The organism is Comamonas sp. 17RB (assembly GCF_030056555.1).
Lineage (GTDB): Bacteria > Pseudomonadota > Gammaproteobacteria > Burkholderiales > Burkholderiaceae_C > Comamonas > Comamonas terrigena.
In genome coordinates, this window is sequence record NZ_JASHHY010000012.1 from 112,558 (window position 1) to 128,317 (window position 15,760).

At 66.2% G+C, this 15,760-nt stretch carries 13 protein-coding genes; 5 read left to right on the forward strand and 8 right to left on the reverse strand.

All coding sequences use genetic code 11. From position 1 onward, the window contains the following. Nucleotides 1–34: 34 nt before the first annotated feature. Genes QM470_RS19995 through QM470_RS20005 form a run of 3 tightly spaced genes read right to left on the reverse strand, consistent with a single transcriptional unit; the run spans nucleotide 35 to nucleotide 3,246 of the window. Nucleotides 35–808 carry a DUF4126 domain-containing protein gene (locus tag QM470_RS19995; protein ID WP_283340477.1) on the reverse strand — a complete coding sequence of 258 codons (774 nt, stop codon included), beginning with the start codon at nucleotides 806–808 and terminating at the stop codon, nucleotides 35–37. Between the two features lie 31 nt (nucleotides 809–839). Next, a complete protein-coding gene (locus tag QM470_RS20000; RefSeq protein WP_283340478.1) occupies nucleotides 840–1,625 on the reverse strand; it encodes an enoyl-CoA hydratase/isomerase family protein in 786 nt (261 codons plus the stop codon). A 13-nt stretch (nucleotides 1,626–1,638) separates the two neighbouring features. Next, entirely contained in the window at nucleotides 1,639–3,246 is a 1,608-nt protein-coding gene (locus QM470_RS20005) for a carboxyl transferase domain-containing protein (protein WP_280010820.1), read from the reverse strand. Between the two features lie 92 nt (nucleotides 3,247–3,338). On the opposite strand from QM470_RS20005, the gene QM470_RS20010 reads away from it, so the two are divergent. Then, nucleotides 3,339–5,069, forward strand: a complete 1,731-nt coding sequence (locus QM470_RS20010) for a Na+/H+ antiporter (RefSeq protein ID WP_283340479.1) — start codon at nucleotides 3,339–3,341, stop codon at nucleotides 5,067–5,069. A 44-nt stretch (nucleotides 5,070–5,113) separates the two neighbouring features. On the opposite strand, the gene QM470_RS20015 is transcribed toward QM470_RS20010, so the two are convergent. After that, nucleotides 5,114–6,826, reverse strand: a complete 1,713-nt coding sequence (locus QM470_RS20015; protein WP_283340480.1) for an AMP-binding protein — start codon at nucleotides 6,824–6,826, stop codon at nucleotides 5,114–5,116. A gap of 119 nt (nucleotides 6,827–6,945) precedes the next feature. Between QM470_RS20015 and QM470_RS20020 the strand changes: the two genes are divergently transcribed. Both QM470_RS20020 and QM470_RS20025 read left to right on the forward strand, forming a co-directional pair. Then, a complete protein-coding gene (locus QM470_RS20020; RefSeq protein WP_066539944.1) occupies nucleotides 6,946–8,001 on the forward strand; it encodes an AraC family transcriptional regulator in 1,056 nt (351 codons plus the stop codon). 409 nt (nucleotides 8,002–8,410) lie between these two features. Beyond that, complete coding sequence (locus QM470_RS20025) at nucleotides 8,411–11,380, forward strand: autotransporter domain-containing protein (protein ID WP_283340481.1); 2,970 nt, start codon at nucleotides 8,411–8,413, stop codon at nucleotides 11,378–11,380. 161 nt (nucleotides 11,381–11,541) lie between these two features. Here the strand turns inward: QM470_RS20025 and QM470_RS20030 are convergent, their stop codons facing one another. The 4 genes from QM470_RS20030 to QM470_RS20045 form a co-directional block, all read right to left on the reverse strand. Further along, entirely contained in the window at nucleotides 11,542–12,210 is a 669-nt protein-coding gene (locus QM470_RS20030; RefSeq protein ID WP_066539939.1) for an HAD family hydrolase, read from the reverse strand. A gap of 113 nt (nucleotides 12,211–12,323) precedes the next feature. Continuing rightward, entirely contained in the window at nucleotides 12,324–12,740 is a 417-nt protein-coding gene (locus tag QM470_RS20035; protein WP_502846867.1) for a YchJ family protein, read from the reverse strand. Beyond that, nucleotides 12,737–13,441 (reverse strand): DUF4197 domain-containing protein, encoded by a 705-nt coding sequence (locus tag QM470_RS20040; RefSeq protein WP_283340482.1) that lies wholly within the window; start codon nucleotides 13,439–13,441, stop codon nucleotides 12,737–12,739. The genes QM470_RS20035 and QM470_RS20040 overlap by 4 nt, the downstream gene beginning before the upstream one ends. Nucleotides 13,442–13,652: 211 nt before the next feature. After that, complete coding sequence (locus QM470_RS20045; protein ID WP_283340483.1) at nucleotides 13,653–14,465, reverse strand: alpha/beta fold hydrolase; 813 nt, start codon at nucleotides 14,463–14,465, stop codon at nucleotides 13,653–13,655. A 198-nt stretch (nucleotides 14,466–14,663) separates the two neighbouring features. Between QM470_RS20045 and QM470_RS20050 the strand changes: the two genes are divergently transcribed. After that, nucleotides 14,664–15,185, forward strand: a complete 522-nt coding sequence (locus QM470_RS20050) for an ImmA/IrrE family metallo-endopeptidase (RefSeq protein WP_283340484.1) — start codon at nucleotides 14,664–14,666, stop codon at nucleotides 15,183–15,185. 72 nt (nucleotides 15,186–15,257) lie between these two features. Next, a complete protein-coding gene (locus tag QM470_RS20055; RefSeq protein ID WP_218333126.1) occupies nucleotides 15,258–15,746 on the forward strand; it encodes a DUF421 domain-containing protein in 489 nt (162 codons plus the stop codon). Nucleotides 15,747–15,760: the final 14 nt, after the last annotated feature.

Here is a 15,760-nt window from a genome sequence, read left to right on the forward strand (position 1 = left end):
CCGGCTCTTGCGCCTGGTAACGGCGCTCAAGCAGCTATGTCTTTTGCAGTGTTTCCGTCTCGGCGCCAAACCAGCCACGCAGGCGGCGGACCGCACCGCGCACAAAGCGCCACAGCATCCAGGTCACCATCCACATGGCGATCACCACCACCACCAGCGCCACGCCGAACACCAGCGGATGGGCCAGCGCCAGCCAGATGGCGCCGACGGCCGTGGTGTCCTCCACCAGGCTAGCACCCACATTCGAAAACGGCTCCGGGCTGGTGTTGATCAGCGCACGGGTGCTGGTCTTCGCGGCCTGGCTGGTGGCTGCCAGCGTGCCGCCCATCAGTGCGGCCACCGTGGCCATGGTGGCGTTGTCGGCACCGAACACGCCAGCCGCCAGGGCCGCCCCGGCGGGTACGCGCAGCACGCTTTGCAGCAAATCCCACAGCGAATCCACGCCGGGAATCTTGTCGGCCAGGAACTCCACACACAGCATGCCGCCGCTGGCAAACAGCAGGGCCGGATGCTCCAGCACATGCAGGCCGCCGGGCAGCACCACCAGGCCGGTGGCGCCCAGCAGCCCCACCAGGAACACCACGATGTAGAGCCTGAACCCGCTGGCCCAGCCCAGTGCGGCGGCCAGCGCCAGCAAGCTGGCCATGTCCATGCCGCTCAAGGCCTTGCCCGCCGTGTCCGCCACCGCCCCACCGGCCGATGCCATGGCATCGCCGGCCTGGCGTGCCGCCTGCTCCACCGCCTCGCGGTCGGGGTGCAGGCCCACACGATGCAGCCATTGGAGGAAGGCGTTCCAGTACTCGGTCATGGCCGTGCGCTTTCAGGAAGTCAGAGACCCCTCACGATAGCCAGGACGGCTTGCGCTTGCTGAGGAAGGCCTGCACGCCTTCCTTGCCTTCCTCGCTGGCGCGGATATCGGCAATCACCTCCACGGTGGAGGCGATCAGCTGGGCGTTGATTTCCCGCTCGGCCACATCCAGCACCAGTTTCTTGCAGGTACGCACCGCGTCCGGCCCTGCCACCAGCAGCGCCTTGAGCAGGCTGTCCACGGCGTCGTCCAGCTGTTCGGCCGCCACCACCTGGTGCACAAAGCCGATGCGCAGGGCTTCAGCCGCATCGAAGCGTTCCCCGGTCAGAAAGTAGCGGTGGCCGGCGCGCGCGCCCATGGCACGCAGCACATAGGGGGCGATGGTGCCGGGCACCAGTCCGATCTTCACCTCGCTCAGGCAGAAGCCGGCGTTCTCTGCCGCCACCGCCATGTCACAGGCCGCCACCAGGCCCATGCCACCGGCATAGACATCGCCCTGCACGCGGGCGATGGTGGGCTTGGGGCAGTGGTAGATGGTGCGCAGCATCTCGGCCAATGCGCCCGCATCCTGCAGGTTCTCGGCACGGTCGTAGTCGGCCATGCGGCGCATCCAGTTCAGGTTGGCACCGGCACAGAACGCCGTGCCTTCCGCCGCCAGCACGACGGCGCGCACATCCGGGCGCTCGCCCGCCACACGGAAGGCTTCGGTGATTTCCAGAATCACCTCGTCGCTGAAGGCGTTGCGGATTTCCGGCTGCGTCAGCGTGACGGTGGCCACGCCGGCGTTGACGGTCAGGGTCAGATAACGGTGGGTCATGGCATCCTCCCTTTCACATGCGGAACACGCCGAACTGCGTGTCCTCGATCGGTGCATTGCGGCTGGCCGACAGGCCCAGCGCCAACACGCGCCGGGTATCCGCCGGGTCGATCACGCCATCGTCCCACAGGCGGGCCGTGGCGTAGTAGGGGTGGCCCTGGTCCTCGTACTGCTGGCGGATGGGGGACTTGAAGGCCTCTTCCTCCTGCGCGCTCCAGCTCCCGCCCTTGGCTTCGATGCCGTCGCGCTTGACGGTGGCCAGCACGCTGGCCGCCTGCTCGCCACCCATCACCGAGATGCGGGCGTTGGGCCACATCCACAGGAAACGCGGGCTGAAGGCGCGGCCGCACATGCCGTAGTTGCCGGCGCCAAAGCTGCCGCCAATGATGATGGTGAACTTGGGCACCGCGGCCGTGGCCACGGCCGTGACCAGCTTGGCGCCGTGGCGGGCAATGCCTTCGTTCTCGTACTTGCGGCCCACCATGAAGCCGGTAATGTTCTGCAGAAACACCAGCGGAATCTTGCGCTGGCAGCACAGCTCGATGAAGTGCGCCCCCTTGACGGCCGACTCGCTGAACAGAATGCCGTTGTTGGCAATGATGCCCACCTGCATGCCTTCGATGCGGGCAAAACCGCAGACCAGCGTGCTGCCAAAGCGGGCCTTGAACTCGTCGAACTGGCTGCCGTCCACGATGCGGGCAATGATTTCGCGCACATCGAATGGCTTGCGCGTGTCCACCGGGATCACGCCGTACAGCTCCCGGGCATCAAACAGCGGCGCCGCCGGCGTGCTGTCTCCCGGCGCAGGCGCCTTGTTCTTGTTCAGGTTCGCCACCGCCTGGCGCGCCAGCGCCAGCGCGTGCATATCGTTCTGCGCCAGATGGTCGGCCACGCCGGACAGCCGCGTGTGCACATCGCCGCCGCCCAGGTCCTCGGCACTGACCACTTCGCCGGTGGCCGCCTTCACCAGGGGCGGGCCGCCCAGAAAGATCGTGCCCTGGTTCTTGACGATGATGGACTCATCGCTCATGGCCGGCACATAGGCGCCGCCGGCCGTGCAGCTGCCCATGACCACCGCGATCTGGGAAATGCCCTGGGCACTCATATTCGCCTGGTTGAAGAAGATGCGGCCGAAGTGTTCGCGGTCCGGAAACACATCGTCCTGGTTCGGCAGGTTGGCACCGCCGGAGTCGACCAGGTAAATGCACGGAAGGTGGTTCTGCGCGGCGATTTCCTGGGCGCGCAGATGCTTCTTGACCGTGATGGGGTAGTAGGTGCCCCCTTTGACCGTGGCATCGTTGCACACCACCATGCAGTCCACGCCGCTGACGCGGCCGATGCCGGCAATCAGCCCGGCACCCGGCGCATCGTTGCCATACATGTTCAAGGCGGCCAGCGGCGCCAGTTCCAGAAACGGCGTGCCCGGATCCAGCAGGCGCTGCACGCGTTCGCGCGGCAGCAGCTTGCCGCGCGCCACATGCTTGGCACGGGCGGCTTCACCGCCCCCCAGCGCCACCTGTTCGCAGCGCGCACGCAGGTCGTCCACCACCGTCTGCATCGCAGCGGCATTGGCCTGGAAATCCGCGGAACGCGGGTTAAGTTGTGTCCCCAGAATGTTCATCGTCTGCCTTTACGGGTTTACCCTAGCTTTTCCCATGGTTTTTGCTTCTGTCCGATACGCGCGCGCCGGGTGCTCTCACAGAAAATGCCCCCATGCACACCGTTGAAACCGTCCTGCTCGTGCTGATGCTCGGTGCCGTCACCGGCATTGCCGCACGCTATATGCGCGCCATTCCGCTGCCCCTGATCCAGATTGCCCTGGGCGCCGTGATTGCCTGGCCCCAGAAGGGGCTGCACATCAGCTTCAATCCTGAACTGTTTCTGCTGCTGTTCATTCCGCCGCTGCTGTTTGCCGACGGCTGGCGCATTCCCAAGCGCGAATTCTTTGCCCTGGCCCGTCCCATCCTGCTGCTGGCCTTCGGCCTGGTGTGCTTCACGGTGCTGGGCCTGGGCTACTTCATCCACTGGATGATTCCGTCCATCCCGCTGACGGTGGCCTTTGCACTGGCGGCCGTGGTCTCGCCCACGGATGCCGTGGCCGTCTCGGCCATCACGCGCAACCTGGGCATGCCGCACAAGACCATGCACATGCTCGAAGGCGAATCGCTGCTGAACGATGCGTCCGGTCTGGTGGCCGTCAAGTTCGCCGTGGCCGCCACGCTGACCGGCGCCTTCTCCTGGGGCGCCGTGGCCAAGGACTTCACCTGGATGGCCGTGGGCGGCCTGGGTATTGGCGCGCTGATGGGCTGGGGTTTCAGCACCGCACGCGATGCCATCACCCGCCGCGTGGGCGATCTGGCCGCCACGCAGATGGTGTTGCTGCTGGTGCTGCTGCCCTTTGCAGCCTACCTCGCGGGCGAAAAGATCGGGGTCTCGGGCATTCTGGCTGCCGTGGCCGCCGGTATTGCCACCAATTTTGCCGATCTGGACCGTGGCAACTTCATCTCCGAGCGCCTGCAGACCGAGGGCACCTGGAGCATGGTGGAGTCGGCCTTCAACGGTGCCATCTTCCTGCTGCTGGGCCTGCAGCTGCCGTCCATCATCGGCGTGACCTTGCTGGACGCCGGTGACGACTGGTGGAAGCTGGTGGCCTATGTGGTGGTGATCTCCTTTGCCCTGCTGCTGATGCGCTGGGTGTGGATCACGCTGGGCGTGCACGGCGCCCTGCGCCGCGCCCACCAGGAGGGCAAGATGCTGGAAAAGCCTTCCCACCTGCTGAACCTGGCCACCACCATGGCCGGCATCCGTGGTGCGGTCACGCTGGCGGCGGCCCTGTCCATTCCGGTCCACATGCGCAGCGGCCTGCCCTTTCCCTCGCGTGATCTGCTGATCTTTCTGGCCACCGGGGTGATTCTGTTCACCCTGGTCCTGGGCAGCATCGCCCTGCCGCTGCTGCTGCGCCGCATGCCCGCCCACGAAGACACCGAGACCCAGCACGAGGAACGCAGCGCCCGTGCCGCGGCCTGCAAGGCGGCCATCGCCAGCCTGACCATGACCGAGGAAGAGGCGCAAAAGCACGACGAGGCCTGGATCGCCCAGTACCAGGAAGTGGTGGGGCGCATCACCCAGGAATACCGCAACCGCATCCACCTGCTCGACGACAGCGGCGTGGCCACCTCCACCGAAGCCCAGCGCGACACGCCCGAAATGGTGCAGGAGCGCCGCCTGCGCTATCTGCGCGAGATGGAACTGCGCCTGCACTGCATCCACGTGGAGCGCGATACCCTGTACGCCGAACGCCAGGCCCACCGCATCAACGACGAAACCCTGCGCGCCATGGTCAGCGAGCTGGACATGTCCGAAGTGGCGCTGCGCAAACGCCTGGTGGTGGCCCGCCGCGCCGCCGGCCTGACGCCCCTGCCCCACGCCGGCGGGGCGCACTGAGCGCCACGGCGCGCAGCCGGGAAAAGTGCGACGGGCCGTGCAGTTCATGCCGTGCGGTCCGTGGTCAGCTGCAGCTGTTCCACCATCTCTTCGCGGATGCGGAACTTCTGGATCTTGCCGGTCACCGTCATCGGGAAAGCGTCCACAAAGCGGATATAGCGCGGCACCTTGTAGTGGGCGATCTGGCCCTGGCAGAAGCTGCGCACCCCGTCCTCGTCCAGGCTTTCACCGGGCTTGACAATGATCCAGGCGCACAGCTCCTCGCCGTAGCGGCTGTCGGGCAGGCCCACCACCTGCACGTCCTGAATTTTCGGATGGCGGTAGAGGAACTCCTCGATCTCACGCGGGTAGATGTTCTCGCCGCCGCGGATCACCATGTCCTTGATGCGGCCAACGATGTTCACATACCCCTCGGCGTCCATGGTGGCCAGGTCACCGGTGTGCATCCAGCCCTCGGCATCGATGGCTTCGCGCGTCTTGGCCTCGTCCCCCCAGTAGCCGTGCATCACCGAATACCCCTTGGTGCACAGCTCGCCCGATGTGCCGGGCGCCACCGTGGCACCGGTGTCCGGGTCGATCACCTTCACCTCCAGGTGCGGCTGCACCTTGCCCACCGTGGCCACACGCTTTTCCAGCGGCGTGCCGGCATCGCTCTGGCAGCTGACGGGGCTGGTTTCCGTCATGCCGTAGGCGATGGTGATTTCGGACAGATGCATGTCGCGCACCACACGCTTCATCACCTCGATGGGGCAGGGCGAGCCGGCCATGATGCCGGTACGCAGCGTCGACAGATCGAACGCCTGGAACTGCGGGTGCTGCAGCTCGGCAATGAACATGGTGGGCACGCCGTGCAGGCCGGTGCAGCGCTCGGCCTGCACCGCTTCCAGCACGCTCAGGGCATCAAAACCGTCGTTCGGGTAGACGATGCAGCTGCCGTGGGTGAAACAGGCCAGGTTGCCCAGCACCATGCCAAAGCAGTGGTACAGCGGTACGGGAATGCAGAGCCGGTCTTCGGGCGTGAGCCGCATGCATTCGCCGATGAAGAAGCCGTTGTTCAGGATGTTGCGGTGCGTCAGCGTGGCCCCCTTGGGGAAGCCCGTGGTGCCGCTGGTGAACTGGATGTTGATGGGATCGGTGTTCTGCAGCGTGACCGCGATCTGGTCAATGCGCGCATCCTCGGCATGGCCTTCGGCCAGCAGGTCCGAAAAGCGCACCATGCCAGGCTGGTCATCGCCCTCGTCCGCCACGTCGATCCACACCACGGTGCGCAGCGTGGGCAGGCGCACCGCCTCCAGCTGGCCGGGCGTGTGGTCGGACAGCTCGGGCGCCAGCTCGCGCAGCATGCCCAGGTAGTTGCTGGTCTTGAACTGCGGCATGGCCACCAGTGCCTTGCAACCCACTTTGTTCAGCGCGTATTCCACCTCGGCCGTGCGGTAGGCCGGGTTGATGTTGACCAGGATGATGCCCACCTGCGCCGTGGCCAGCTGCATCAGCACCCATTCGGCGTTGTTGTGGCTCCAGATGCCCACGCGGTCGCCCGGCGCCAGCCCCAGGCCCAGCAGCGCGCTGGCCAGCTGGCGGGCGCTGTGGTGCAGCTCGGCGTAGGTATAGCGCAGGTCTTGGTGGCGGCTGACCAGGGCCTCGCGCCCGGGCTGGCGCGCAGCCATCTGCGCAAAGAAATCGCCAATGGTCTGCTCGATCAACGGCTGGTCGGTCGCACCGCGTGCATGGCTGGTGGACAAAAGGGTGGCGTCCATGGGAATGTGTCTCCTGCTGCCGGCGGCGCTGCGTGGCGCTGCCATGTCGATAGGTGGGTTCAGGATACGGGTCTCTCCCGCCCAGATGGCGTCAGCAAGGTTGCAATAATTGCCACACCATGTACACGCCCAGCCTGGTCCCCGAGACCGCCTCCGCCCTGCACGCCTCCCCTGCACTCACGCCCATGGCCTTTGTGCAGGCCGTGGTCTGGGCCTATGCCAAACGCGACCTGGACCCGATTGCCGCACTGCAAGCGGCACAAATTGCGCCAGAACAGGTGGCCAAGACCCGTGCCCGCATCACCGCACTGCAGATGGAGCTGCTCTGTGCCCACGCCATGCGCGAGCTGGACGACGAAGCCCTGGGCTGGTTCGGCCGCCGCCTGCCCTGGGGCAGCTACGGCATGCTGGCGCGCGCCAGCATCAGCAGCCCCACGCTGGGCCTGGCCATGGCACGCTGGTGCCGCCACCACGGGCTGCTCAATGACGATGTCACGCTGGAGCTGGTGCGCCACGGCGAACTGGCCGAGCTGCGCCTGCAGGAGCGGCGCGACCTGGGCCCGGTGCGGGAGTTCTGTACCGTCTCGCTGCTGCGCAACGCCCACGGCGTGGCCAGCTGGCTGATCGACGCCCGCCTGCCGCTGCTGGAAGCCAGCTTCCCGTTTGCGGCGCCGCCGCATGCCGACGCCTACCCGCTGATGTTCCCTGGCACGGTCACCTTTGACGCGCCCTGGGCCAGTCTGCGCTTTGAAGCCCGCCTGCTGGACCTGCCGCTGGCCCGCGACGAAACCGCGCTGCAGCAGATGCTGCAACGCGCCCTGCCCATCCAGGTACTGCCCTACCGCCGCGAAAAGCAATGGAGCGCCCGCGTGCGCCAGCTGCTGGTGGCCGACACCCAGCTGCTGCACACCGCCGACACCCTGGCCCGCGCCCTGCTGGTATCACCCCGCAGCCTGCACCGCCAGCTGCAGACCGAAGGCCAGACCCTGCAGGCCCTGAAAGACAGCGTGCGCCTCGACCGTGCCACCACCCTGCTGCTGCGCAGCGACCGCCCACTCAAGCGCATCGCCCAGGCCTGCGGCTTTGCCAGCGACAAAAGCTTTCTGCGCGCCTTCAAGGCCTGGACCGGCCACAGCCCGGCGGAATACCGGGCGCTGCACCGGGTGGCGGACTAGCAGCGGCTTGCAGGCCGGCGCTGCGGCCATGCGCACCCGCGGCACGCCGTCGCAAGGCACCTGGACAGCGCCCGGCTGATTTCCATCGCGCGCGGCCTCCTCTACCCCAGCAAGACCCACGGCAGCACCTTTCCTTGGGGTTTCAACGGCGCTCATGCCGCGCCCATGGACTGCCATGCCCGCGCAGAGGTGCCTTTGCCACGCCATCGGAGAACGTGGCACCACACGGCGCCCGTGCCATTGCCTCGACCAAGCGGGGCCTCCCAAAAACGCCATCCGGCAATCTTACTTAATTGTTAAATTTTGTAATTTTTGCCTTACAGTGCGCTACCGTTCGTCGCTGCGCAGCGCATGCGACAGCGGGGGCTGCGAACCGATCAGCTCCCCGGAAACATTGGAACTCCCCTTCATGAACCGCATTTACCACAGCATCTGGAACGCCACCTTGGGTACCTGGGTGGCAGCCCCCGAAACCGCACGCACAGGCAGTACCAGCCGCCGCCGCACCCGTCTGGCACTGTCTTCGCCACCGGCCCACCTGCCGGCCTGGAAACCCCTGGCTGCCGCGCTGGCGATGGGACTGATGAGCATGGGGGCTGCGGCCTATTCACCGCCCAACATCGATGTGGCTGCGGGCGTCAACGAAACCATGACGGACCTGAACTACCCGGATCACGAGTTCGCAGGCGGCAATATCGCGGCCACCGGAACGCTGGACGTGACCAGCAGCTACACCCTGGTCAACGCCTATGGCACGCTGAGCAACCACGGTACGCTGAACAACCATGGCGTACTGAGCAATGCCAGCACGCTGACCAACTATGGAACCTTCAACAACCACATCGGCAGCCAGCTGACCAATGAGGGCGGCGACGAACTCCGCAACAAGGGCACGCTCACCAACGACGGCACGCTCACCAACAGCGATGGCCAACTGGTCAATGACGCATTCAGCACACTGGACAACAACGGCACGCTGGTCAACAGCGTCGGCAACCAACTGAACAACTACGGCACGCTGAACAACAACACTGGTGCCACGCTGAAGAACAGTGGGGGTACGCTGAGCAACTACCACACGCTGAACAACAGCGGCACCCTGACCAACAACGGCTCGCTGAGCAACGCCAATGATCTGCAAGCCTCCCCTGGCAGCGGACTGTTCAATACCGGCACGCTGATCAATAACGGCGTGCTGTACAACGGAACCACGGGCAATTCCAGCAGCGTGCTGAGCAATGGCGGCACATTGACCAACAATGGTTCGCTGGTCAATTACGGCACGCTGGACAATACCGGCACGCTCACCATCAACGACATTCTGAGCAACTACAGCACGCTCACCAACAGCGGCACCTTGCACCTGTCGAATGCTATGCAAGGCTATAGCGGGCTGGTCAATAGCGGCACACTGCTCAACAGCGCCAGCGGTCAGCTGAACATCGACAGCGGCAGCTGGCTGCACAACAACGGCACGCTGACCACGGAAGGCACGATCAGCAATGCAGGCACCCTGAAAAACAACGCCACAGGCATCGTGCAGGTGGGCACGGGCGGCACCAGCGGCACGCTGGTAGGCAATGTCGTCAACGACGGTGCCCTGGTCTTCAACCGCAGCGACGTCGCCGTCTACAGCGGTGCAATCTCCGGTACCGGCACCTTGCAGAAAAATGGTGCTGGCATCCTGGTTCTGAACGGCAACAGCAGCAGCTTCAGCGGCAGCACCAGCGTGAGCCAAGGTACGTTGCTGCTGAACAGCACCGCCAAACTGGGCGGTGATTTAACGGTGGCCAGTGGCGCCACATTGGCGGGTACCGGCAGCCTGGGCGGCACCGGCAGCGTGACCACCATCGCAAGCGGCGGCACCATCACCACCGGCCTGATGACGGCAGCCAGCTACCCCTACGGCACGCTACGCGTGCTGGGGGACCTGGTGATGCAGTCCGGCTCCACCTATCTGGTCCAGACCGACCCCAACTCCGACGCCAGCAGCCTGATCAAGGTAGCTGGCCAGGCCACACTGGCAGGCAGTGCGGTGCATGTGGGCGTCCAATCCGATGCCGCCACCGACTACCAGGTGGGCAAGACCTACACCATCCTGGAAGCCAGCCAGATTGTCGGCACGTTTGATTCCGCGACCTCGAACTACGCCTACCTGGACGCGACCCTGGGCTACACCAGCCACGAAGTGACGCTGCAACTGCAGCGCAAATCCAGTGGCGGCGGGCAGATGGAATTCGCGGAGCTGGCCGAAACGCGCAACCAGTCCTCCGTGGCCAACGCCATCAGCAGCCTGTCCAGCAGCCATGCGCTCTACCAGTTTGTGGAGAAGCTGCCAGCAGGCACCCCTGCTGCCGTACTGGCCAGCCTGTCCGGTGATGTGCAGGCCAGCGTGGGCAGCAGCCTGGTGGGCCTGGGCGCTTATGCCCCCAGCGTCAGCGGCCAGCATCTGCGCAACAACATGACGGCGGGCTTCCGTGCCGGCGCCCCGGTGGCACAAAGCGACGGTCCGCTGCCGGCATCGGCCTGGCCGTCGTCCAAGGCGCTGCCCGCCTGGGCTGAGGTCGTGGGCCACTGGCAGCGTTATGACGGTGACGGCAATGCGGCGCAGCTCAAGCAGCGCACCACCGGCCTGTTCCTGGGTATGGACCAGGAAGTGGGCACCAGCGGCTGGCGCCTGGGCGGATCGCTGGGTTACACCAATGCCAGCGGCAAGGTGGCAGACCGCTCTTCCGAATCGGACGTGAACAGCTACAGCGCAGCCGTCTATGGCGGCAAGAGCTTTGGCACCGGCACCGGCCCGCGCATCAATGTGCTGGGCGGCCTGGCTTACACCTGGCACGACATTGAGACCACGCGCCGCGTGAGCAGCCTGGGCCAGACCCTGAAGGCCGACTACAGCGCCCATACGGCGCAGCTGTTTGCCGAAGTGGGTTACGCCATTGGCCAGTACGACAAGGTGGGGTTTGAGCCTTTTGCGGGTGTGAGCCTGGGCCAGCAGCGTACGGGTAGCTTCCAGGAGCACGGCGGCTTTGCGGCCCTGAAGGGCCGCAGCAGCACCGACGACCTGGCCAGCACTACCTTGGGTGTGCGTGTGCACAGCGACTTCCAGCTGGCCGGCAAGGAAGGCCGCCTGCGCGCTACGGTGGGCTGGCGGCATGCGTTTGGTGATGTGACGGGCAAGAAGACCATGGCGTTTGAAGGCGGCCAGAACTTCACCGTGGCCGGCAGCCCGCTAGCGCGCAATACCGCTGTGCTGGGCCTGGAAGCCGATGTGGCCTTGTCACGCAGCGCCGCCCTCGTGCTGGGCTACCAGGGGGAGATGGGCAGCGGCCAACGCGACCACTCTGTCAACGCCAAGCTGCGCTGGGCGTTCTAAGCACGGAGCGCATTGCCTGCTAACCCCTGCCGGTGCAAACCGGCGGGGGTTTTTTCATGGACAGTGCAGAAAAAAGGCAGCGGCTCTCCGGAGGCCAGGTGCTCGCCCCGGCAGGCGATTTTCGGACGTTCTGCGCCAGCCCTCCGGCGGCACCCGCCGCATCACAGGATGCCCAGCAGGCGCGGCAGGTCCGCCATATCGTCAAACACCTGGGTGGCTCCGGCTTCCAGCAGCTGCGCGGGTGTGGAATGCGCGCCCACCTTGGGGCAGAAGCCCCAGACGGTGGCGCCGGCACGCACGCCGGCGGTCAGGCCGGGGACCGAGTCTTCGATCACCAGGCAGCGGGCCGGATCGGCCTGCACGGCGGCGGCGGCGGCCAGGTACACATCGGGCCAGGGCTTGGTGCGCGGCAGGTCGTGGCCGCTGAAGACATGTTCGCCAAAGAAGGGGGACAGTCCCACTTTCTCCAGTTGCATCACCACCTTGGGCTTGTCGGCACCGCTGGCCACGGCCATCTTGCCGGCCAGGCGGGTGAACAGCTGGGCCACGGCAGGCACTGCCCCGTCGATCGGCTCCAGCTCGGCACGCAGGCGCTGGTTGCGGCGCTCGTAGAACTCTGCCATCCAGGCATCCGTCAGCGGCTGGCCGGTTTCGGCTTCGATCAGCGGCGCCTTGCTGCGCACGGTGTGGCCGACAAAGATGCGCATGCACTCGTCTTCGCCCAGCGCCCAGCCGGATGCATTGAGCATGCCGTGCAGCACGCGGTTGGTGATGGTTTCGCTGTCGACGAGCACGCCGTCGCAGTCGAACAAGATGGCTTCAAATTGCATAGCTGTCTGTGTGCGCGCCCAGCGCGCTGTCACTCCATGGCATCAAAAAATCAAACGTTTCCCGCGGCTGCAGCACAGGGGTGAAAAGGTCATGCCCGTCCAGGGCGGCCAGCTCAGAACTGCGCACCGTCAACGTAATACCAGCGCCCCGCTTCCTGCACAAAGCGGCTGCGCTCATGCAGGCGCACGGCGCGGCCGGCCACGCGAAAGCGGGCCACAAACTCCACCTCGGCAGTGTCCGCGCCAGTGGCCACAAAGTCCTTGACCTGCAGACCCAGCCATTTAGCCCCGGGCTCGAACGTCAGCTCCGGCGGACGCTCGCTGCGATGCCAGGTGGCCAGCAGATAGGGCGCGTTCTCGCACACAAAGGCGGTATAGCGCGAGCGCATCAGGTGCTCGGCATCCGGTGCCGGTGCGGCCTCCCAGTGGTCAATGAAGCGGCCGCAGCAGGCGCTGTAGGCCACCGGTTTCCCCTTGGCTGCGCGCCCGCAGGGGCAGGCGGTGGAGGCAGCGATCCCTGCGGAACTCACTTCAGCGCCCCGAACACTTTTTGCAGCAGCGCGCTGCCGGCACCCACGGGATCTCGGCGCAGGGCACGCTCCTGCTCGCCAATGGTGGTGAACAGGCCGTCCAGCGTCTTGCCGGTCACATACTGGGCCAGATTGGCCTCTTCGGCTTTCAGCAGGCCGAAGCCCGCGGCCTTGCCCGCCAGCTGGTTGTACTGCGCCACCAGGCCGAGCTTGTCCGTTTCGCGGGTGACGATGGGCAAGAAGCGCTCGGCCAGCGGCGCACGCGTCTTGCTGGCAAAGAACTGGGTGACCGAGGTGTCACCGCCGCCCAGAATGCTTTTGGCATCCGCCACCGTCATGCTCTGCACGGCCTGCAGCAGCACCGCCTTGCCTTCGGGCACCGCGGCTTCGGCGGCGCGGTTGAGCGTGGTCTCCAGCGCCTCTACCCGCTGGCCCATGCCAAAGCGCTTGAGCAGCTTGGCGGCATCGGCCAGCTGGCCCGGCAGCGGAATGCGCACCTGGGGATTGGACAGAAAGCCATTGGGCTTGCCCAGCAGTGCCACGGCGGCTTCCGCACCCTGGGTGAGCGCGGCCTTGACGCCGCTGCTGGCTTCGGCATTGGTCAGCTGGGACAGGTCCAGCGCCTGGGCCTGGGACCATGCGCCCAGCAACAGGGTGCCGGCAAAGCCGGTGGCGGCATGGTGAAAATCGCGTCGCTGCATGGACGGAGGGCTCCTGAATGCGGTGGCGCGGCCGAAGGTGCGCGCCCAGTCCGGGATTGTTGCAGACCGCTGCACCACCAGCCGGAGCACGGCCCCATGGCCGCGTTGCGCACTGCACCATGCGCACCGCGCCGCTCCCAACCCACCGCAGAAAAAGACCACGCCGGACAGCACCGCAGAACACCGCGGCGCAGCAGCAGTTCAGTGCGGATCAGGCCGCCACCAGGTGCATGTCCGGCTCCCCCACATGGGCCAGAAAACGGGCCATGGCCGCTTCCACCTCGGCCGGGTGGGTCAGGTGGGGCGCGTGGCCTGCACCGGGAATCTGCAGCCAGCGGGCATTCGGCAACTCCTGCGCCATGGCCTGGGCGCGGGGGATGCTGACACAGACATCGCGCCCGCCGTGGATCACCAGCGCCGGTTGCTCCAGCGCGGCCACCCGGCCGGTCAGGTCATCGCGCCCGGCAAAGGCGGCAAAGCAGCGCAGCAGCTGGGCGGGTTGCCAGCGCGCCCACTTGGCCTGCCATTCGGTGATGCCATGCCAGCCGGCATCGACCAGCCGGTGGGCCACGCCTTTGGCCATGGGGTCGGACAGCCCCCCGGCCGCCCACTCCTGCACCAGCGAGGTATGACCGGGCAACTTCTGCGGATCTTCGGTGCTGGCCTGGGTGCCCATCAGCACCAGGGCGCGCACCCGTGCTGAGTGGCGCAGCGCACAACGCAGCGCCACCTGCCCGCCCTGCGACACCCCCACCACCACGGCCTTGCGGATGTCCAGATGTGCCAGCAGCGCGTCCAGGTCGTCGGCCAGATCGTCGTAGCTGAAGTCCTGCGGCGGGCCTTCGCTGCGGCCATGGCCGCGCGCGTCCCAGCTGATGCAGCGCCACTGCGAACAGAAGCGTTGCGCCAGCCCATGGAACATGCTGCCGTCCATGAGAAAGCTGTGGGCAAACACCAGGACCGGCTTGGCGCCGTAGGTGTCTTCGTAATGGATGCGCTGTCCGCGCAGGTTGGTGATGGGCATGCGGTTCTCCGCAGACGGTCTGTGTTGCAACGCAACATTCAATACGCCAATTTTTATAGCACCAGCATCCGCCTTTGCTGGATGGCATGTCATACCCTTGCCCGTACTGTAGCGGGCAAACACCCATTGCGGTACACCGTCCGGGCACCGCAGTGGTGCGCTGTGCCACCCGCGTGCGGACCATCGGATAATGGTCCCATGGCACTGCTCGCGGAAGGCATTCTGAAGACGCACTGGGACCAGTCGGTTCCGGTCAATCTGGCGCGCATGGCCAAGGCCATGCAGCTGGTGGTGGCGCTGGGCGACACGGGCGAAGCCTGTGCCGTGCTGGACATCTCGCCGCAGCGCAAGGCCTGCGTCACCATCGGCCGCCAGCACCCCATCACCTTGCAGCGCTACGGTGTGGCCCATGCCATCGCCCACCTGGCACTGCACCACCTGCGCCCCGGCATGCAGCGCGCCATATGCATCAGCGGCAGCTACCACGCCGACCACAGCCAGCGCCAGGACAGCGAGGCCAACGACTTCGCCCTGCAACTGCTGATGCCCGAATCCGTGCTGCGCTTCACCGTGGAGGGCGGCCATGCCCGCACGCTGCAAGAGCTGGCGCATCTGTTCGAGGTGCCGGAGATTCTGGTCAAGCAGCGCCTGGCCGATCTGGACCTGCCCATTCCCAAGACCCTGGCCCAGCGCCTGGACCCCAGCGTGGCCTGGGACTGATTCCAGCCCTGCCGCACGCACTGCCGGCATTCCGCGTTATCGTGGCCCCATCCTGGGTTCAAGGAGCATGCGATGTGGCAGTTGGCAGTCCCCTGGTGGGAATTGGTCGTGCGCGGGGTGATCGTCTACCTGTTCTTGCTGGTCTTTCTGCGCCTGACCGGGCGGCGCCAGACGGGGCAGTACGCACCATTCGATCTGGTGCTGCTGCTGATCCTGTCGAACGCCGTGCAGAACTCCATGAATGCGGGCGACAACTCGCTGGTGGGCGGTCTGGTCAGCGCCGGCACCTTGATCGGCTGCCATGTGCTGCTGGCCCGGCTGAGCTTTCGCTACCCCCGCCTGCGCCACGTCATTGATGGCCGCCCCAAGGTGCTGATCCATGAGGGCGTGGTGCAGCAGGACCTGCTGCTGCAGGAGCAGATCACCGCCGACGACCTGTCAGCCGCACTGCGCGCCAACGGCTGCCTGAACGCCCATGCAGTGGAGCGCGCCACCATCGAAACCAATGGCCAGATCACCGTGGTGCTGCGCCGCCGCATCCCGGACCTGGACGGCATCTGAAGCGCGGCACCCAC

Coding starts and splice junctions, on each gene's coding strand:
- QM470_RS20040 (WP_283340482.1), bottom strand. CDS start 13,441: ATGCAGCGACGCGATTTTCACCATGCCGCCACCGGCTTTGCCGGCACC.
- QM470_RS20010 (WP_283340479.1), top strand. CDS start 3,339: ATGCACACCGTTGAAACCGTCCTGCTCGTGCTGATGCTCGGTGCCGTC.
- QM470_RS20050 (WP_283340484.1), top strand. CDS start 14,664: ATGGCACTGCTCGCGGAAGGCATTCTGAAGACGCACTGGGACCAGTCG.
- QM470_RS19995 (WP_283340477.1), bottom strand. CDS start 808: ATGACCGAGTACTGGAACGCCTTCCTCCAATGGCTGCATCGTGTGGGC.
- QM470_RS20045 (WP_283340483.1), bottom strand. CDS start 14,465: ATGCCCATCACCAACCTGCGCGGACAGCGCATCCATTACGAAGACACC.
- QM470_RS20030 (WP_066539939.1), bottom strand. CDS start 12,210: ATGCAATTTGAAGCCATCTTGTTCGACTGCGACGGCGTGCTCGTCGAC.
- QM470_RS20055 (WP_218333126.1), top strand. CDS start 15,258: ATGTGGCAGTTGGCAGTCCCCTGGTGGGAATTGGTCGTGCGCGGGGTG.
- QM470_RS20025 (WP_283340481.1), top strand. CDS start 8,411: ATGAACCGCATTTACCACAGCATCTGGAACGCCACCTTGGGTACCTGG.
- QM470_RS20020 (WP_066539944.1), top strand. CDS start 6,946: ATGTACACGCCCAGCCTGGTCCCCGAGACCGCCTCCGCCCTGCACGCC.
- QM470_RS20000 (WP_283340478.1), bottom strand. CDS start 1,625: ATGACCCACCGTTATCTGACCCTGACCGTCAACGCCGGCGTGGCCACC.
- QM470_RS20005 (WP_280010820.1), bottom strand. CDS start 3,246: ATGAACATTCTGGGGACACAACTTAACCCGCGTTCCGCGGATTTCCAG.
- QM470_RS20015 (WP_283340480.1), bottom strand. CDS start 6,826: ATGGACGCCACCCTTTTGTCCACCAGCCATGCACGCGGTGCGACCGAC.